The organism is Streptomyces sp. CA-210063, assembly GCF_024612015.1.
Lineage (GTDB): Bacteria > Actinomycetota > Actinomycetes > Streptomycetales > Streptomycetaceae > Streptomyces.
The window spans coordinates 110,562-131,425 of record NZ_CP102512.1; the positions used below are offsets into that span (position 1 = coordinate 110,562).

The window sequence follows — 20,864 nt, forward strand, 5'->3', positions numbered from 1 at the left end:
TCCCCCGCGCATCAGAACTGGATCTGGAAGAACGGCGCCGGCGGCGTCGGGCCGTCGTGGCGCCCGTTGCCGTTGGCGGAGGCCGGCACCGGCACCGGCACCGGCACGTCGAACCAGAACCGGCGCCGCCGATACCGCGGCGGGTCCAGGGGTTCGCGCCGCGGGACATAGCCGTCCGGGGCCTGGCCCACCACCATGTGGGCGTTCGTGCCGCCGAAGCCGAACGAGCTGACCCCGGCTCGGCGTACGCCGTCCCGCCCGGGCCAGTCCCGCAGCTCGCGGACCGGGAACAGCGGCGACCGGTCGAATGCGAAGCGCCGGTTGAGCGTCGCGCAGTGCAGGGTCGGCGGCAGTTGCCCGTGGTGCACCGACAGCACCACCTTGATCAGGCCGGCGATCCCGGCCGCGCTGAGCGTGTGCCCGATGTTGGTCTTCACGCTGCCCACACCGCAGAACCCGACCTCGTCGGTGGCTTGGCGCAGGACCTCGGTGAGCGCCTTCAGCTCCATCGGGTCGCCGATCATGGTGCCGGTGCCGTGCGCCTCGACGTAACCGAGCTGCGCCGGGGACACCTCGGCCGCGGCGAGCGCGGACTCGATGACCTCACGCTGCGCCCGGGGGTTCGGCGTGGTGATGCCCATGGTGCGGCCGTCGTTGTTGACGGCGCTGCCCTCGATCACCGCGTACACCCGGTCGCCGTCGCGGACCGCGTCCTCGACCCGCTTGAGCAGCAGGGCGCCGACGCCCTCGCCGAGGACGATGCCGTCGGCGCGCTCGTCGAAGGTGTGGCACCGGCCGCTGGGCGACAGCGCCCCGGCGCCGCTCATGCCGACGAACGGCACCTCGTCGAGCAGGATCTCGACGCCGCCGGCGATCACCAGGTCGGACTCGCCGGTGCGCAGGCTCTGCGCGGCCAGGTGCACCGCGACCAGCGCCGAGGAGCAGGCGCTGTCGACCACCACGGCGGGACCGCGCACGTCGAGGTAGTGCGAGAGGTGGGCGGCGATGAAGTTCTGCGCCATGCCGCTGATCGAGTGGGTCGTCGCGGCGGCATGGTGCGCGCCGAAGTTCGCCGCCCGGGCACCGGCGAAGACCCCGACCCGGCGACCGGCCACATCGGCGGGTGTCAGGCCCGCGTCGGCCAGGCACTCCGCTCCGGCTTCGAGGAACTGCCGCACCAGCGGGTCGACGTGGGCGGCCCCGGCCGGGTCGAGCCGGAAGAAGTCCGGGTCGAAGTCCTCGATGGCGTCCAGGAATCCGCCCCACTTGCTGACGGTCCTGCCCGGCTGCGGGGCCGGGTGCCAGAAACGATCGGCATCCCAGCGCGACGGCGGCACCTCGGTCACCGAGTCCACGCCGCCGACCAGGTTGCGCCAGAACGTGGCGTGGTCGGGCGCTCCGGGGAAGTGGGCGGCGATGCCCACCACCGCGATGCCCCGCTCCGGCTGCTCCACCCGCGGGAGGTGCGGCTCCGGCGGGCGCACCGGTTCCGGCGTACGCACCGGTTCCGGCGTACGCACCGGTTCCGGCGTACGCACTGGCTCCGGCTCCTCGGGCACCGGCTGATCCGGCAGCTGATCGTCGAGGGCGGCGGACAGCTGGGCGATGGTCGGGTTCTCCAGCAGCGCCGACGGTTCGGCGACCACCCCGAGGTCACGTTCCAGCGCGGCGAGCAGCTGGGCGATCATGATGGAGTCCACACCGAGGTCGGCGAAGTCGGCGTCGGGCCGGATCTGCGTGGCGTCCAGGCGCAACGTCGCCGCGAAGACCTCGGTGAGCCTTCGCACGCCGTTACCGGTCCGGGTCCCGTACGCCATGGGCGTGTCCGCGGCGGCGACCGGCGCGGGGGCCTCAGGGGTGGCGACCGGCGCGGGGGCCTCGGGCGTGGCGACCGTCAGGAGGGCGTCGGCGTCGAACCGGGTGGTGTCCACCAGGCACGGCAGCACGACCGGGTCGGGCCCGGCCAGCGCCGCGTCCAGCAGCGCCACGCCGTCCCGCGGGCTGAGCGTCCGCAGCCCCAGCTCCCGGTACGCCGGGGTGTCCACCTCCGGCATGCCGGCCGCCTGCCAGCTCGGCCACTGCACCGACCGGAAGACCGGCGTGTCGGTGCCGGTGCCGCTCCGGTACTCGGCCACCCGGTCCAGCACCGAGTTGGCCAGCGCGTAGTCGCTCATCCCGGCCGCCAGCGCGGGCACCTGACCGGCGACCGACGAGTACAGCACCACGAAGCGCAGCGGGTCGTCCGCACACGCGTCCAGCAGCGCCTGCAAGCCGGTGGTCTTCGGTTCCAGCACCCGCCGCATGTCGGCGGTGCGTTTGCCGACGAAGGCCGGGTCGGTCATCACACCGAGACCGGCGCAGTGCACGATCCCGGCGATCGGTCCCCACTCCTGCCGGATCCGGTCCAGCACCTCCCGGGCGCGCTCCAGCGGGACGCTCTCGATCAGCAGGCGCACCCCGGGGCGTTCGAGCGCGGTGAGATCGCGCAGCCGGGCCGCCAGCGCCGGATCGGTGTCGGGCGCGGTCAGCAGCTCCGCCCAGTTCTCGCGGGCGGGCAGCGGGGACTGCCCGAGCAGGACCAGCCGGTCCGCTCCCCGCTCGACGAGCTCGGCGGCCAGCAGGCGGCCGAGCGCGCCGGTTCCACCGGTGATCACCACCGGCTGCCCGGCGAGATCGGCCGACCACCGGGCGGGCGCCGGGGAGTTGCCGGTGGGACGCAGCGCCGGCGTGTACCGGGCGCCGTCACGCACGCACACCTCGGTGACCGGGTCGGTCGCCGCCAGCTCCGCGGCGACCACGTCCCGCAGCGCGTCCGGATCCATGACGTCGACGTCGACGGTACGGGCGAACACCCCGCGGTACTCGGCGGAGAGCATCCGGACCAGCCCCGCGAACGCCGCTCCTCGGAGCGTCGGGCTGTGCGCGCGGAAGGACACAAGTCCCCGGGTCATGTGCAGATACGCGAAGCCGGCGGTCCGGTTCGCCGCGATCAGCTCGCGGGCCAGCACGATGCGGGCCCAGTCGACGCGTACGTCGGACACCGGCACCGCGGACAGGTCGACGAGGTCGATCACGACCGGCGCCCGGCCGATCGACGCGGCGGCCCGCAGACCGGTCTCCTCGTCCGTGTCGTCCAGGCGGACCACCCGGGCCGCGTCCCCGAACGCCGCCGTCGCCAGCGCCTCGGTCTCGGGCCGGACCAGGACCACCGGTGCGTGCGGCGCCGGCCCGGACGACGCCGGCGCCGGTTCCCACGCCTTGACCAGCAGGCGTCGCGCATCGTCCTGCGGCGGCGGGGCGGATGGGCTCGGCAGCCAGTGCCGTTCCCGTGCGAACGGGTATGTCGGCATGGAGGTCGGGGCGGGCCGATCGGTGCGCAGCGCGGCCCAGTCCACGGCCGCACCGTCCTGCCAGAGCCGGGCGATCCGGTCGAGCCGCCCCTCCCGGGCCAGCCGGCGCAGGTAGCTGACGCCCTCCGGCTCGGTGAGCCAGTCGTGGGCGCCGGTCACGGTGGTCGCCTCGATATCACCGGCCAGGAAGGCGGCCAGCCGGTCCCGCAGTGCGGCCACGGACGTGACGACCAGCGCCAGGCGCACCGGCATCGGAACCCGGCCCACCTGCGAGGTGTGGGCGAGTGAGGAGAGCGCGGGCTGCTGGTCGCCAAGGAAGGTCCAGTGTGCCCGGGCATACCGGTGCAGGGCGGCCTCGTCCCGCGCCGACAGCAGGAAGATCTCCGGCTCGGCCGACTCCACCGGCGCGGACGTTGCGGGCGGCTCCTCCAGGACGACATGGGCGTTGACCCCGCCGAAGCCGAACGAGCTGACCCCGGCGCGCAGCGGCACGGGCGTGCCGTCGGCGTCGTTCGGCGCCCACGGCCGGGTCTCGCGAACCGGCTCGAACGGGGTGCCGTCCAGCTCGATCAGCGGGTTGAGCCGGGACAGGTGCAGGGTCGGCGGCAGCTGCCGGTGCCGCATCGCCAGCACCACCTTGATCACGCCGGCTATGCCCGCGGCCGGCTCCAGGTGCCCGATGTTGCTCTTGACCGTGCCGATGCCGCAGGTGACCGGGGGCCCGGCGGCCAGCGTGCGCTGGGCACGGATCAGGCCGTCGATCTCGACCGGGTCACCCAGGGCGGTGCCGGTGCCGTGCAGCTCGACGTAGGACACCGTCTCGATCGGCACGTCCGCGTCCCGATATGCCTCGACCAGCAGGTCCGCCTGGGCGAGCGGGTTCGGTGAGGTGAGCGACGACGCGCGGCCACCGTGGTTGACCGCGCTGCCGCGGATGACCGCGTGCACCCGGTCGCCGTCGGCGAGGGCCCGCGACAGCGTCTTGAGCACGACGACGCCGACCCCCTCGCCCTTGACGTATCCGTCGGCCCGCTCGTCGAGCGCCTTGCACCGGCCGTCGGGCGCGAGCACGCCGAGCTGGTTGCCGGCGACCACGGTCTCGGGGGACAGCACGAGGCTCACCCCGCCGGCGATGGCCAGGTCGCTCTCCCCCGCGCGCAGCGACCGCACGGCGCGGTGCAGGGCGACCAGCGAGCTGGAGCAGGCGGTGTCGACGCTCTCGCTCGGGCCTCGCAGGTCGAGCAGGTACGAGATGCGGTTGGCCAGCATGGTGCGGGCCAGACCGGTGCCGGCGTGAGCGTTGACGTGCTCGCCGCGCAGCACCATCGACTCGTAGTCGGTGAACTGCACCCCGGCGAAGACGCACACCCGGCCGCCCGCGAGCCGGTCCGGGCGGCACCCGGCGTCCTCCAGCGCGGCCCAGGTGTGCTCCAGGAAGAGGCGGTGCTGCGGGTCCATGGCCTGCGCCTCGGCCGGTGAGATGCGGAAGAACAGCGGATCGAAGTGGTCCACGCCCGTCAGGAAGCCACCCCAGCGAGCGGTGCCGCCGAAGCGGCGGGCGACCTCCCGCCAGTCCCATCGGTCGGCGGGCGTCTCGGTGATCAGGTCCCGGCCGTCGGCGAGGTGCCGCCAGAACGATTCGAGGTCGTCGGCGCCGGGCAGCCGCCCGGCCAGGCCGATGATCGCGATCGGCTCGTGACCGACCGGATCCGCGGACCGCGAGCCGCTCGCGGGCACGGACACGCCGTCCGGCACGGACACCGGTGCGGGCGTGGGCTCGGCCGGTGCGAGTGCGGGTGCGGGTGCCGACTCGGACCACGCGGGGCCGGACTCGGCGGACGCGGACGCGGACTCGGACGACGCTGGCGCGGACTCGGACCACGCGGGAGCGGGCTCGGCTTGCGGAGCGACCGGGGCCGCCGGGGCCGCCGGGGCCGCCGGAGGCAGCTCGTCCGCCAGGTGCGCGGCGAGCTTGGTGATCGTGTTGGCACCGAACAGCGTCGTCGTCGGCACGGTCACGTCGTAGCGGGTGGCCAACGCAGCGGCCAGGTTCTGCAGGCCGAAGGAGTCCAGGCCGTACTCGCCGAAGCCGGCGTCCGGGTCGAGAGCGGACGGGGTGATCCCGAGGATCTCGCTGATCAGCTCCCGGAGCTGCGTGGCCAGTTCCGGGGAGACGGCGACGGCCGGCGCGGGAGTCGGCGGCGGCGCCGGGAGGGCCGGCGCGGGAGTCGGCGGCGGCGCCGGAAGGGCCGGCACGCCGTCGTCGCGCAGGCGCATCCCGGCGACCAGATCGCGCATCCGGGCAGGGTCACCGGGCAGGATGGCCACCTGCGGACGGTCCAGGCGCAGCGCCAGGTGGAGCACCTGCTCGCCCTCGGCCGTCTCCAGGTAGCGGAAGCCGGTGCCGGCCAGGTAGCGGCGCTCGTCCTCGGTGTCCACGTGCATGCCGCCGGCGCGCCACATCGGCCAGTCCACCGACACGGTACGGCCGTGCCGGCGGCCGGCGAGACGGTCCCGCTCCCGGAATTCCGCGAACCCGTCGAGGTAGCGAGCGCCGACCGCGTAGTCCACCAGGCCGTAGTCACCGAGCTGCCCGGCCAGCGAGGAGTAGAGCACGAACAGGTCCAGCGGCAGGTCGCGGGTGACCTCGTCGAGCACCCTGGTTCCGGTGATCCGGGCGCGCAGGTGCGCCCGCAGCTCGTCGACGTCCTTGCCGGGCAGCGGGTTGCGCGACGCGGTACCGGCCAGGTGGAACACCCCGTGGAGGCCGCCCAGCTCGGCGATCACCTCGGCCACGACGCGGGTCATCGCGTCGCGGTCCTCCACGGCCGCCTGGTAGTACTCGACGGTGCCGTGCGCGCGCAGCTCCGCCAGCTGCTCGGCCCGCTCGGCAGCCGGCGAGCGGCCGGTCAGCGCCACCCGGGCGCCGCGTGACAGCAGCGTTCGGGCCAGCAGCACCCCCAGCCCGCCGAGGCCTCCGGTGATCAGGTAGACACCGCCGTCACGCAGCGGCGAGGGCAGCACCGGGCGGGCGGGGATCTCGCTGAGCGCCCGCACCGTCCGGCCCGACGCCGACAGCCGCACGGCCGGGCTCGACAGCCGGTGCGCGGCGATCTCGGCGAGCAGCTCGGAGGTGTCGCCCGCACCGTCGACCCGGACGACGCTGAACGTCGTTCCCGGCAGGGCGGCCCGCAACGACGCGTCGAACCCGCCCCACGCCTCGGCGAGCGCGTCCTCCGGCACCAGCACCTGGATCCGGATCGGGGTACGGGCGCCGCCGGCCGTCAGCTCCTTCGCGATCCGGAACATCGCCTCGATCCCCAGGTCGTCGCGGCCGGGTGCGAGCAGCGGCCACTGGTGGACGATCCGGGCCGGCGTCTCAGCGAGCAGCCGTGCGTAGTCGTCCTGCTCGCCGGGCCGGATGGTGATCACCGAGCCCTCGTCGCGGTACTCCGTGCCGGCGCGGACGTGCACCGCGCCGGGCACCGGTAGATCGCCCAGGACCAGCACCCGGCCCGGGTGCTCGCCGGCCGCCGGGACCGGCTCGTCCTGCCAGGTCGCCGTGAAGCAACTGACCGGCCGGGCAGGCGTGCCGTCGGTGAACCAGTGCCGTTCCGGCGCGAACGGGTAGGTCGGCAGCGACCGCCGGCGCGGCGGGGCGGCCCACCGGCGATGCCAGTCCACCTGTGCGCCTCGGGCCCAGGCGGCTGCGGTCTCCTCGTCGCCTCGGCCGTCGTACGGAGTGCGGTCCGCGTCCCGCTCGACCCGCCCGGTGTGCATGCCGACGGTGTCACCAGCGAGGAAGCGTCGCAGCGTGGCGACGGCGTGTTCGGCGGAGTCGGTGACGAACGCCAGCCGCTCGGGGGAGGCCCCGCGCCCGGTCTGCAACGTGTAGGCGGTGCCCACCAGGTCGTGCGCCCAGCGGTCCGGCCGGTCGGCGAAGGACCGCACGTACGCCCGCAGCCGTTCGGGGTCTCGGGCGGACAGGACGAACACGACCGGTCCCGGCGCCGGAATCGGCTCTTCGGCCGGGTACTCCTCAAGTACGACGTGTGCGTTGACTCCGCCGTACCCGAAGGCGCTCACCCCGGCCCGGCGCGGCACCCCGGGTGCGGGCGGCGCCCACTCCCGCGGCCCGGTCGCGAGTTCGAACGGGGTGCCCTCCAGGCCCAGATGCGGGTTCGGCCGCGGCCCGTGCGGGTCGCCGCTGATCCGGCCGTGCCGCATCGACAGCAGAACGCGCAACACCGCGGCGATGCCGGCGGCCGGTTCGAGATGGCCGATGGTGTTCTTCAGCGCGCCGAGCGCGCAGTGCGGCTTGTCGGGCGCGTCGTGACCCCAGTCCTGGTAGAGGTCGGCGAACGCCTCGCGCAGCCCGTTGGTCTCGGCGGGGTCGCCGATGACCGTGCCGGTGCCGTGCGTCTCCAGGTAGCCGATCGTCGCCGGGTCGACCGCCGCCTCCCGGTGGGCCTGCCGGATCACGTCGGCCTGCGCCCGCGGGTTCGGCGCGGTCAGCGAGTTGGCGCGGCCGCCGTGGTTGACCGCGGTGCCGCGCAGTACGGCGAGGATCGGGTTGCCGTCGGCGCGCGCCCGGCTGAGCCGCTTGAGGACGACGGCGCCGACCCCCTCGCCGCGTACGTAGCCGGCCGCGTCGGCGTCGAAGGCCCGGCCCACGCCGTCCGGGCTGAGCATCCCCGCGCGTTCCAGTGAGGCGAAGGTGACCGGGGACAGCATCAGGCTGACGCCGCCGACGATGACGGTGCCGCACCGTCCGAGGCGCAGCGCCTCCGCCGCCCGGTGCAGCGCGACGAGCGAGCTGGAGCAGGCGGTGTCCACAGGTTCGCTGGGACCGTGCAGGTCGAGCTGGTACGAGATGCGGTTGGCCAGCATCGACGGGGCCAGGCCGGTCGACGAGTAGGCGTCGGTGGCGGCGCCGGAGCGCTGGATCAGTTCGGCGTACTCGGAGGAGCCGACGCCGACGAAGAGCCCGGTGTCGCTGCCGGCCAGATCACCCGGGTCCATGCCCGCGTCCTCCAGCGCGGCCCACACCGTACGCATCAGCAGCCGCTGGCGCGGGTCCATCCAGCGGGCTTCGCGCGGGGAGATGCCGAAGAACAGCGGGTCGAACCGGTCGATGCCGCCGATGAAGCCGGCCCGGCTCACCCGGGTGCGTTCCGGGTGCGCGGCCGGGTCGCCGTGATGTTCCCCCGCGTCCCACCGGTCGGCCGGTACCTCGGTGAACAGGTCGCCGCCGCGTTCCAGGGCGGCCCAGAACTCGTCCAGGTCGGTGGAGCCGGGCAGCATCCCGGCCATGCCGACGATGACCACCGGGTCGTCCGGTTCCGGCGTCCCGGGGTGCGCGGGCACGTCCCGCGGGTGTTCGCGGGCGAGCCAGTCGGCCAGGGACGCTGCCGTCGGGGTGGCCAGCAACTGGTCGGGGCCGACGGGAACCTCGAACGCCGCGGAGACGTCACCTGCCAGCCTCAGCAACGCCAGCGAGTCCAAGCCGTGATCGTGGAACGAGGCGGCCGGGTCCAGGTCTGTCACCGGGTAGCCGCTGACCCCGCTGACCAGCCGCAGCACGGTGGTCAGCGCGGAACCGGAGGAGCCGGCCGGCGGGGTGGGCGGCGGCGTGGCGGCCGGCGGCGCCGCGGCACGGATCCAACAGCGGACCGGCTCGAACGGGTACCCGGGCAGTGACAGCGGTTCCGGCGTGCTGCCGGGCGTGCCCGCCCAGTCGATCACCTCGCCGTGCACCCAGCGGCGGGCGGTGTCGTGCGGATCCGCGCTCGGCGCGACCGGGGCGCCCGGTTCGGTGGTCACCACACCGGTCCAGCCCGCAGGCCGCCCGGCGAGGAAGGCGTCGAGCTGGTCGATCAGCTCGTCCGTGCGGTGGGCGACCACGGCGAGCCGGTGCGCCATCGCCTCACGCCCGATCTGCAGCGTGTAGGACAGGCGGCCGAGGTCGATGTCCGCCGCGTCCGGCAGGGCCGCGGCGAGTTGTCGCAGGGTCGATCCGCTGTGCACGGCGCCGGGGTGCAGGGCGGTGTCCCGCCCGGTCAGCCGCATAATCGCGGCGGGGTCCAGGCCCAGTTCGTCGAGCGGCTCGTCGACGGCGCCGACCGGCACCCCGGCGGCCGCGGCGATCTCCGCCAGGCCGGTCGCGCCCGGCTCGCCGCGCAGACGGCTCAGCATCCGCTCGACGACCCGGCGCAGCGCCTGCTCGTCGCGCCCTGAGAACGGGAAAACGGCCGGCACCGGCACGACGCCGGGCCGTGGCTCGGCCCGGTACTGCTCGACAACCAAGTGGGCGTTGGAGCCACCGGCGCCGAAGGCGCTGACGCCGGCGCGCAACGCTTGCGGGCCGGTCCACGGCGCTGTCTCCCGCTGGACTCGGAACGGGACGTTCGCCCAGTCGACGGCCGGGTTCAGGTGCTCGGCATGCAGTGACGGCGTCAGCTCCCCGGCGCGCATCTGCAGCAGCACCTTGGTCAGTGCGGCGATGCCGGCCGCCGACTCCAGGTGCCCGATGGACGACTTCACCGAGCCGATGGCGATCGAGCCGGCCGGACGGTCGCCGAACGCCCGGGCCAGTCCGGCGACCTCGGCCGGGTCACCCAGCGCCGTGCCGGTGCCGTGCGCCTCCACGTAGGACACGCCGGCCGGTTCGACGCCCGCGGCCCGCAGCGCGCTCGTGATGACCTCGCTCTGGGCGCCGGGACTGGGCACCGCGTACCCGCCGGTCTTGCCGCCGTGGTTGACCGCGCTGCCGAGGATCACGCCGAGGATGCGGTCACCGTCGCGCTCGGCCGCGGCCAACGGCTTGAGCAGGACCGCGCCGACGCCCTCGCCGGGAACCATGCCGTCGCCGCCGGCCGCGAAGCTGCGACACCGGCCGGTCTCGCCGGTGAAGCCGCCGGCCGCGAGCTGCCGGTACTTGCGGGGGTGCGGGGTGAGGTTGACGCCGCCGGCCAGCGCGTAGTCCGCGCTTCCGCCGGCCAGTGCCTCGCAGGCCAGATGGATGGCGGTCAGCGACGACGAGCACATGGTGTCGACCGCCAGGCTCGGGCCGTGCAGGTCGAGGGCGTACGAAACCCGGTTGGCGATCGACGCGTACCCCATCCCGCCGGCCAGGCCGCGCTCGTCCTCGAAGAGCTGGTAGTGGCCGTACATGACGCCGACGTAGACCCCGACACGGCTGCCCCGGAGCCGGATCCGCGGGTAGCCGGCGTCCTCAAGGGTGTGCCAGGCGGTCTGCAGGAACAGCCGCTCCTGCGGGTCGGTCAGCTCCGCCTCGTGCATCGACATCTGGAAGAACCGTGGGTCGAACTCGTCGATGCGGTCGAGGAAGCCACCCCACCGGCTGACCGGTGTGCCGTTCACCTCGGGCGCCACCGGCAGATCCCAGCGCCCGGCCGGCACCTCGCGGATGCAGTCCCGCCCGGTTCGCAGATTGGTCCAGAACGCGTCGAGGTCGTCGGCGAGCGGGTACCGGCCGGCCACGCCGATGACGGCGATCCGGGTGTCCGCGGCGGGCGCCGTCTCCGCCGGCCGTCCGGCACGCTCGGTGACCACGGCCGGCGCGGGCCGGGGCTGGTGGGGTACGAGGGCCCGCACGCTGTCCGGATACCGCTCGACCAGGTAGTCGGCGACCTCACGGATGGTCGGGCGTTCGAACAGCAGAGTGGTCGGCAGATCGCCCATGCGTTCGGCGAGCAGGTCGGCGATCCGGGGCACGGTGAGCGAATCGACCCCGAAGTTCTCGTACGTCTCGTCCAGCCACAGCCGGTCCCGGGGCACCTGGAGCACCTGGACGAACGCGTCCTTGACATACTCACGGGCGGCCTCCACGAGCCGGTCCGCGCCGCCGGCGTGTGGCGCGGGCGCCGGTTCGGCCGCGGGCGCCGACGCCGGCTCCGCCGTGGGTGCGGCGACGGGCGCCGGCCAGGCCGGGCCGGTCTCCGCGACGACGACGTGCTGGGTGAGCCCCTCGTCGGCGGGGAACGCCCGGCTGCGGGCGAATCCGGCCAGGTCGAGCGCTGTGCGCCAGCCGGGTCCGGACAGCAGCGGCGAACCGGGCAGGCGCAGGCCGGTGTCGCGGTGCAGCCACCAGCCGTCGAGCAGACCGAAGGTGAGCGTGGCGGTGACGACGTTGCTGGTGGCCTCATTGAGCACCAGTTGCCCGCCGGGTTTGAGCAGCGTCGCGACCGCACGCAGGGTGTGCGTCAGGTCCGGGGTGGCGTGCAGGACGTTCGCCGCGACCACGATGTCCGCGCCGCCGGGCGGGAAGCCCTGCGTGAGGGGGTCGCCGGAGATGTCGAGCTGCTGGAAGCGCACCATCGGGTAGCGCTCGGCGAACCTCTGCCGGCCGTGCTGCAGGAAGGCGGGCGAGATGTCGGTGTAGACGTACGTCAGTTCCGCGCCGGTGGCGGCCAAGGCGGGCAGCAGGCTCGCGGTGGTGCCGCCGGTTCCGGCGCCGACCTCGACGACCGTGACCGGTCCGCCGAGCCGACCCACCCGGTCCAGCAAGGCGGCGACCACGAGTTCGTTGGCGCGGTCGACCACCGGGCTGCCCCGGTACGCGCCCTCCACCAGCTCCGTGGATCCGCCGGGGAACAACACCTCGGTCGCGCGGGCGGTGCCGCGGAGCACCCCGAACAGGTGGTGCATGCAGGGCCTGAGCAGCCGGTCGATGCGGTTCAGCGCGGGTTGCCCTTCGCAGAGCGCGACCAGCTCGTTCTCCGGGTCGGTGGGGGCCGGGCGGTCCGTGGCGGTCAGCGCGCTGCCGTCGTCGTACAGGAAACCGGCGACGGTGAGCACGCGCAGCAGTTCGGCGAAGAGCCGGGACTGTCCGTCGGCGATCCGCAGACGCCGCCGCAGTTCGTCGGCGGTCCATCGTTCGCCGCCGGTCCGGAACACCCCTTCGCCCCGGAACAGTTCCCAGAGCCAGCCGAGCACGACCTTGTCCAGACGCGCCTGGTCGCTCTCGGTCAGCAGCCGGGCGACCGGCGGCAGCGCTGCCGCCGAGGGTGCCAGTTCGTCGCCGGCCTGCTCGGTGGCGGGCCGTTCGACTCCGGCGGCGGCGAGCACGGCGGAAGTAGCCTTGATCACCACGACCTGCCGATCGGTACGGCCCAGCACGTCGTGCACGGCTGCCATGCCCTCGGCCGGGGTGATGGAGTGGATCCCGGTCCGGGCCAGGCGCTCGCGGTGCCGGTCGTCGGCGACGATGCCGACGGTGCCCCAGTAACCCCAGTTGATGACGGCCGAGCGGGCCGCCAGCACGTCGTCGAGGTGGTGTGCGAACGCGTCCTCGAACGTCGATCCGGCGGCGTAGTTGGCCTGCCCGGCGCTGCCCGACAGGGCCACCGCCGAGGAGAAGAACAGGACGAAGTCGAGCCCGACGGCGGCGCCCAGGGCGCGGTGCAGGGCCACCGACGTACGGGTCTTGGCGTCGAGAACGGCCCGGAAGGTGTCCTCGGTCATCGTGGCGACGGTCTGGTCGCGCAGCACAATCGTGGCGTGCACGACCCCGTGCAGCGCGCCGTGCTCGGCGCGGACCGCCGCGACCACCTCGCCCAGCGCCGCCGGGTCGGTGGCGTCGGCCCGCCGGTACGAGACGAGCTCGCCGGCCGGGTCGAGGCGGCGCAGCCGGTCGCAGCGGTCGGCGTCGAGTTCACTGCGCCCCACCAGCACGACCTTGGCCCGGTAGCCGCGCACCAGCCACTCGGTGAGCTCCAGGCCGAGTCCTCCGGCACCGCCGAGGATCAGGTAGACCCCGCCGTGGCGTATCGCCTCGCGCGTCGTCGTCGTGGTGGCGGGGACCAGGCTCCGCCGGTGCAGGACACCGGCGCGCAGGGCGTACGGGCCGCCCGTCGGCACGTCGAGGACATCCGGCGAGATCGGGTCGGCCGAGGAGCGGTCGACCACGGCCACCCGCCAGCGCGGATGCTCCTGGGCCAGGGACAGGGCCAGCCCGTGCAGGCTCGCCGCGTACGGGTTGCGGACCGGTTCGGTGCCGGTGCTCAGCGCGTCCTCGGTGACCACCGTCAGCCGTACCGGTGCGCCGGACCGTTGCAGCACCTTGGCGACGCGGAACAGGGCCAGGACGCCGCGCTCCTGCGCGAGGTCGAGGGCGGCGGGGTCGTCGGTGCGCCCTTGCGCCGGACCGGAGAGCACGATCACGTGGCCGGGGCGCCCGGCCGGTGCGACGAAGTGCTCGGGCTCGATCTCGGTGACGGAACCGCCGAGCCGGGTGGCGAGGGCGGCGGCGAGGGGCGCGGCGGCGGACGGACGGATCAGCCAGGTGTCCGAGCCGGGCGCGGTCAACGGCGCGGTGAACGGCTCGGCCGGCGCCGGGGACCATCGGGGCAGGTACATCAGGTCGTCCACCGGTCCCTCGGTCACGGCGGGGCCGGCGGTCACTGCAGGCCCGGTGGTCACAGCAGGCCCGGTGCCGGACGTCCGCGGTGCGGGAGCCGGGCGCAGGGACAGGTCGCGCAGCCGGACGTGAACGTTGCCGGCCAGGTCGGTCAGGGTCAGGTCGTACCGGTCCGGGCCGACGGCACGCACATGGGCGTACACCTGCTCGGGCAGCGGCCCGAACACCTCGGCGGCGGCGAGCGCGAACGGCACCATCGGCGGGCCGCCGGCGCGGTCGCGCAGCACCGCGAAGGTGTGCAGGGCACCGTCGATCAGCGCGGGTGGCAGGGCGCAGCCGGCGAACCGGGCGGCTTCGGCGGGCACGCGCAGACTTGCCAGCGCCTCGTCGGCGCCGGAGGCGATCCACTCGACGGCGCGCAGTGCCGGGCCGTAGACCAGGCCTGCTCCGGCCAGGTCGGCGTAGAGGTCCGCGCCGTCGTGCCGGTGCGGCAGGGCGGCCAGGATCAGCTCGACCGGTACGGGCTCCGGCACATCGTCGGCCAACGCCTCGGCAACGCCCTCGGCCAGCCGGTCGCCGGTGTCGCCGAGCAGCGTGAAGGCCAGGCCGGCGCCGTCGCGGCGCAGCCGGGTCCGGGCGGAGGCCGTGGCCTCGGTGACCACGAGCGGACGCAGCCACCGGACGTCGCGCAGCCGGACCGGCACCGGGTACCCGGCGTGCGCGGCGGCGGCCCGGGCCATCTCCAGGACCGCTGCGGCGGGAAGCAGGCGCAGGTCGCCGACGCGGTGCCCGTCAATCAGCGGGTGCTCGGGGGCGAAGGCGGTGCGGTAGGTCAGGCCGTCCACGCTGTCGGCCGGCTCGATCTCGTCCAGCAGCGGATGCGTGGCCGGGCCGGCCGCCGGCGGCGGCGCCCAGATCTGCTCGGTGAGCCAGCAGCGCAGCTCCTCGAACGGGTAGCCGGGCAGGGGCAGCCGTCGCCCCGTGCCGGGCCAGGCGACGGTCGCGCCGACGGTCCAGGCGGCAGCCAGGCCGACCGGGTCCGTGGTGGCCGGCGCGGCGGCACGGGAGGCACCACGGCCGCGGACGCTGCCCGTCCAGACGCCGGTTCCGGTGCCCGCGCGCAGCCGATCGGCCAGCTGGTCCGCCGTGGCGGCGAGCACCACCATGCGGTCGGCCCAGGCCTCGCGGCCGTGCTGCAGCGTGTATGCCACGTCGGCGAGCCGGTCGGCGAGGCCGTTCTCCACGGCGTCGGCCAGCCGCTCGGCCAGCGCGCGCAGGCTCTCCGGGGTGCGGGCGGAGAGCGGGAAGAGCCAGGGGCCCGGTGCGGCGGCCGGCGCCGGCCCGGGAACGTACTCCTCGACGACCAGGTGGGCGTTGGCTCCGCCCGCGCCGAACGAGCTGATCCCGGCTCGGCGCGGCAGGCCGTCCCGGCGCGGCCACGGGGCCACCTCGGTCTGTACCCGCAGCGACGTGGAGTCGAAGTCGATGTTCGGGTTGACCGGGTCGGCGTGCAGCGACGGCACCAGTTCCCCGTGCCGCATCTGCAGGAGCACCTTGCAGAGCCCGGCCATGCCGGAGGCCGACTCGAGGTGGCCGATGTTGGACTTCACCGAGCCGATCGGCAGGCTGCCCCGGGGCAGGCCTGAGGCGCCCAGCGCGCGGGCCAGGGCCCGGATCTCCACCGGGTCGCCGAGTGCGGTGCCAGTGCCGTGAGCCTCGAGGTATCCGAGTGTGGCGGCGGCGGACCCGGCCTCGGCCAGTGCCCGCTCGACGAGGTCGCTCTGGGCGACCGGGTTGGGCACGGTGAAGCCATTGGTCTTGCCGCCGTGGTTGACGGAGCTGCCCAGGATGACGCCGTGGATGTGGTCGCCGTCGCGGACGGCGGCCGACAGGGGCTTGAGCAGCACCGCGCCGACGCCCTCGCCGGGCACGTAGCCGTCGCCGTCCGCGCCGAAGCTGCGGCAACGGCCGTCGCTGGAGGTGAAGCTGCCCTGGCCGAGGAATCGGTACTTGTACGGGTGGACGTGCAGGTTGACGCCCCCGGCGAGGGCCATTTCGGCCTCACCGCAGCGCAGGTCACGCACGGCGAGGTGGATGGCCGTCAACGACGAGGAGCACATGGTGTCCACGCCCAGGCTGGGGCCGGTCACGCCCAGGGTGTACGAGACCCGGTTGGCGATGGACGCGTGCGACGAGGCGCCGATACGGCCGTCGGCGGCCTCGTGGAGCTGGTAGAGGCCGTACATGGCGCCGGCGTACACACCGACGCGGCGGGCGCGCAGGTCGGCCCGGGTGAGCCCGGCGTCCTCCATGGCGTGCCAGGCGGTCTGCAGGAACAGCCGCTCCTGCGGGTCGATGATCTCCGCCTCTCGCGGGGAGATGCCGAAGAAGAGCGGGTCGAACCGGTCGATGCCGCGCAGAAAACTGCCCCACCGGCTGTACGCTGCGGCGCGGTCCGCCGGGGTGGCCTCGTCGTAGTCGCGCCAGTCCCAGCGGTCCGCCGGAATCTCGGTGATCAGGTCACGGCCGGCTCGCAGGTTGGCCCAGAACTCGTCGAGGGTGTCGGACTCGGCGAACCGGGCCGCGACGCCGATGATCGCGATGGGCTCCGGGACGTCCGCGGAGGGCGGCGTGGGACGGTCGCCGCTCGGGGCGGCTTCCGATACGGCCGCCACGGTCGGCGCGACCGGCGGGACGACCGGTGCCGGTGCTGGTGCTGGTGCCTGTGTGAGTTCGGCGAGGCGGCCGCCGTGCTGCTCGGCGAACCAGCCGGCGAGCCCGCGCAGTTCCTGGTATTCGAAGAAGAGGGTCTTCGGCAGTGATCCGAAGTGGTCCTCGAGCCGCCGGGTCAGCTCCATGATCAACAGCGAGTCGATGCCGTACTGCTCGAATGCGGTGTCCGCCTCGATGTCCTCCGGCGGGTACTCGAGGACCTCGGCCAGCACGCCGCGCAGGAAGTCCTCGGCGGCCGCGGTGTCCGGCCCGGTGGCGGCCGTGGGCGCCGGTGCCGGAACCGGCGCCGGTGCGTCGAGCAGGCCGCGGATGGGATCCAGCTCGCCGTGTGCCACGAGCACGTGATCGCCGTCGTGGCCCAGCGCCCGGTCCCACGCGCGCAGGGCGTCCGCGGTCGGCAGCGGCCGGAGCCCGGCGCGGCGGGCGATGCGGGCCTGGGTGGTGTCGTCGGCGTCCATCCGGATGCCGCCGTCGGCCCACAGCGACCACAGCACGCTGAGGCTGCGGCCGGGCCGGTCGCTGCCGCGACGCCAGGCCGCGAACGCGTCGAGGAAACGATTCGCGTACGCGTAGTCGGCCTGGCCCGGGCTGCCCGCGCCGGACATCGAGGAGAAGCAGACGAAGAAGTCGAGCGGGTCCGCGGCCGTGGCCCGGTCCAGTGCGAGGGTGCCGTCGACCTTCGGCCCCAGCACCGCGGCGATGTCCTCGTGGGTCTTGCGCAGCAGGAACGAGTCACGGGTGACCCCGGCCAGGTGCAGCACCCCGCGCAACGGGCCGAACTTCTGGTGGATGCGCTCGACCAGCCGCTCGGCCGCGCCGGGCGCGCCCAAGTCGCAGGGCAGGTAGTGAACGTCGAGCCCGGCGGCGCGCAGGGCGGTCAGGTCGGCGTCGGCGGAGCGGCCGGTGAGCACATACCGGGCCGACGGGCCCAGGTGGCTGACGAGGTGTCGGCCGACCGCGCCGGCGCCGCCGGTGACCAGCACCGTCCCGGCAGGCGTCAGCGGCGCCGGTGCGGGGGCGGGGGCGATCGGCTCCCATCGGGTCACCTGCCGGCCGGCGGCGGTGTACCGGACCCGGAACTCGTGGTCCGCCGCGGCCTCGGCGTCCGCGACCGCCCGCAGGTCGGCGCCATCGGTGGTGATCACCGCGGCGCGGAAGTCCGGGTGCTCGTTGGCGATGCTGCGCGCCATGCCGTCCAGAGCCAGCAGGCGGGCGTCGGCGGCCGCACCGGACGGGCGGAACACGTGCAGCACCCGGATGGGCTGCCGGTTCGGCTGCGCGGCCCAGGTCCGGAAGAGCCGGAGCAGGCCGGGCAGCGGGTCGTCGTCGCCGAGGCGGACCACCACGAGCGGGCCGGAATCCGGTAAGGGCTCGTCCTCACCGCTCCCCAGGATCACCGTGCGGTCGGCGGCGAGGGCGCCGCGGCGAGCGGGGGCGTCCTGCCAGCGCTGCGCCAGCAGGTGGGTGTCCACCGCGTCGGCCGGATCCCTGACGGCGCGGGTGACCACGCCGTGCAGACGGACGGCGATGCGGCCCTCGGCGTCGGCGAGTGCGATGTCGTGGCCGGTCGCGGTGGCGACGGCATGGGCGTACCCGTGTTCCGGCAGCGGCCCTAGGATCTCCACCCGGTCGATGGAGAAGGGCAGTTCGCGGGGCCGGGGCGCGGACGGGTCGGCGGCGGTCCAGAGCGCCGCCTGCAGCATGGCGTCCAGTAGGGATGGGTGCAGGGTGAAGTCGTCGAACGGCAGGTCCGCGGCGTCGGGGACGGCGATCTCGGCCAGTGCCTCGCCCTGCACGGACCGCATGGATCGCAGCCCGCGCAGGCTCGGTCCGTACCCGCCGCCGAGCTCGGCGAAGACCGCGTAGCAGTCGTCGGCGGAGGCGGTCCGGGGCAGGCGGGCGCGTATCGCGGCCAGGTCGAGGGACGGGGCCGGTGCGGCGGCGCCGAAACGCAGGGTTCCGGTGGAACACAGCTCGCCGTCCGGGGTGCCGTCGACTCGCCGCAGCTCGTAGGCGACACCGTCGGCGACGGGCGCGAAGCGCAGTTGTACCCGGACTGGTTCGCCGGTGAACAGCACCGGCCGGGCCCAGAGGACGTTCTCGACGCCGGTGGCGCGACCGTGCCCGGCGCGGGCGGCGGCGGCGACGGCGAACTCCAGGGCCGCGACGGCCGGCAGGATGCGCACCTGCCCCAGCGCGTGGTCACGCAGGAAGAACTCGTCGCCGGTGAGCAGCCGCTCGGCCGGCTCGGCGGTGAGGGCGGCGGGCGGTTTGATCCAGTACCGGCGGGTCACCGGCGGCGGCTGCGGCAGCGACAGCCGGGCCGGACGCCGACCGGGCTGCTCCGGCCGGCGGACCGGGGTGCCCGCGACCCAGAGCCGGGCGGTCTCGTGGAGATCGGAGGCCTGGACGGGGTCGCCGGTGGCAGGCCCGGCGGTGCCGGTGACCACCCCGGTGCCGTCGCGCAGCCGCTCGGTCAGCTCGGCGACGCTGGTCACGACCACGGCGAGGCGTTCGGCCAGTTCCTCGCGGCCGGTGCGCAGGGTGCTCTCGATCCGGTCGAGCGGCGCCTCCGGGTGCGCCTGCAGCCAGGTGACCAGCTCGGCCCGGTACCGGTCGAGCTGGTCGCGGCCGCCGGCCGACAGGACGATCAGCCGGGCGGCGCTGTCCTCGGTGCTGTTACCCATCAGTGCTTCTCCGCTTCCGCCACGACGACGTGTACGTTGCTGCCACCCATGCCGAAGGAGCTGACGCCGGCGCGTGCCGGCATGCCGTCCGGCGGCTCCCACGGCTGTGCCTCGGCCTGGAGCCGGAACGGGCTGCCGGCCAGGTCGATCATCGGGTTGGGGGTGCCCAGGCCGGCCAGGCCGGGCATCAGGCGGTGCCGCATGCTCAGCAGCACCTTCACCACTCCGGCGACGCCGGCGGCGGCCTCCAGATGGCCGATGTTGGACTTGACCGAGCCGAGCCCGGTGCGTCCCGCCACGACATGCAGCCCCCAGTCGCGGTAGAGCTGCCCGAACGCCTCCCGCAGCGCGTCCACCTCGATCGGGTCGCCGAGTGGCGTCCCGGTGCCGTGCGCCTCGATGTAGCCGATGGTGTCGGGCGGCACCGCCGCCGCCCGGTGCGCCGCGAGCAGGACGTCGCGCTGGGCCTGCGGGTTGGGCACGGTCAGCGAGTGGGTGTGGCCGCCGTGGTTCTCGGCCGAGCCGATCAGGACGCCGTGCACCGGGTCGCCTTCGGCGATCGCGCGCTCCAGCAGTTTGAGCGCCAGCAGGACCACGCCCTCGCCCCGGCCGTAGCCGTCGGCGCGCTCGTCGAAGGTCTTGCACCGCCCGTCGGGGCTGAGCATTCCGGCGCGGCGCAGGCCGGTGAAGCCGTGCGGGGACAGCAGCAGGTTCGCGCCGCCGGCCAGGGCGAGTTCGCAGTCGCCGATGTGCAGGGCGCGGGCCGCGCGGTGGATGGCCACCAGGGAGCTGGAGCAGGCCGTGTCGTAGACCGCGCTGGGGCCGTGCAGGTCGTACACGTAGGAGATGCGGTTGGCCGCGATCGAGGCGACGTTGCCGATCAGGAAGTGATCGCCCATCTCCGGCGAGCCCGGGCCCAACAGGCCCAGGTAGTCGGCGCCGCTGAGACCGACGAACACCCCGGTACGGCTGCCTGCCAGTGCCGCGGGCACGAGCCCGGCGTCGAGCAGGGCCTCGTCCGCGGCGTGCAGCAGGAGCCGGTGCTGCGGATCCATCTGGGCCGCCTCGCGCGGCGAGATCCGGAACCGCCCCGCGTCGAAGGCGTCGACGTCGCGCACGAACGAGCCGCGGAAGCGTTCCGGGAACACCCGGGCGGAGAAGCCGCGCTCCAGCGGGTACGGCGCGGTGAGGTCGCGCCCCTCGGCGAGGTGGGTCCAGAACTCGTGCAGCGACCCGGAGGCCGGCAGCCGGCCGCCGACGCCGATGATCGCCACGGGCGGGTAGCCGAGGTCCTCAGGAGGTACGGCGGGCCCGGAGGCCCGGACGGTGGCCGCCGCCCGGGCCCGCTCGGGCTCGGCTTCGGTCTCGGCTTCGGGCTCGGCTTCGGTCTCGGCTTCGGTCTCGGTGAAGGTGTCCGGGCTGCTGGCGCCGATGTGCGCCGCGAGTGAGCTGAGCGCGGGGTGCGCGTAGAAGAGCGTGGGGCTGATCGGTACGCCGAAGCGGGTGCGGACCGCCATCGCGAGCCGGGTGAAACCGACCGAGTCGAAGCCCGCCTCGCCGAGCGGCCGGTCCACCGGGATGTCCTGCGGCGCCACCCCGGCGACACCTGCGGTCAGCTCCCGCAGGGTGGCCAGCAACCGGCCGCTGTCGCTCGGCCGGGGCTCCCGCGGCCTCTCGGCGTGGCCGAACTCACGGATCAGTTCGTCCAGGGAG

At 74.6% G+C, this 20,864-nt stretch carries 2 protein-coding genes (1 of these 2 only partly in view); both read right to left on the reverse strand.

All coding sequences use genetic code 11. The features are described 5' to 3' along the window. Positions 1-11: 11 nt before the first annotated feature. Positions 12-19,151, reverse strand: a complete 19,140-nt coding sequence (locus JIX56_RS00475; RefSeq protein ID WP_257536759.1) for an L-histidine N(alpha)-methyltransferase — start codon at positions 19,149-19,151, stop codon at positions 12-14. Continuing rightward, positions 19,151-20,864, reverse strand: the end of a protein-coding gene (locus JIX56_RS00480; protein ID WP_257536760.1) for a non-ribosomal peptide synthetase. It continues 2,915 nt past the right edge of the window; the window shows 1,714 of its 4,629 coding nt (coding positions 2,916-4,629); its start codon lies off the right edge, out of view — the gene reads right to left on this strand; its stop codon occupies positions 19,151-19,153. The genes JIX56_RS00475 and JIX56_RS00480 overlap by 1 nt, the downstream gene beginning before the upstream one ends.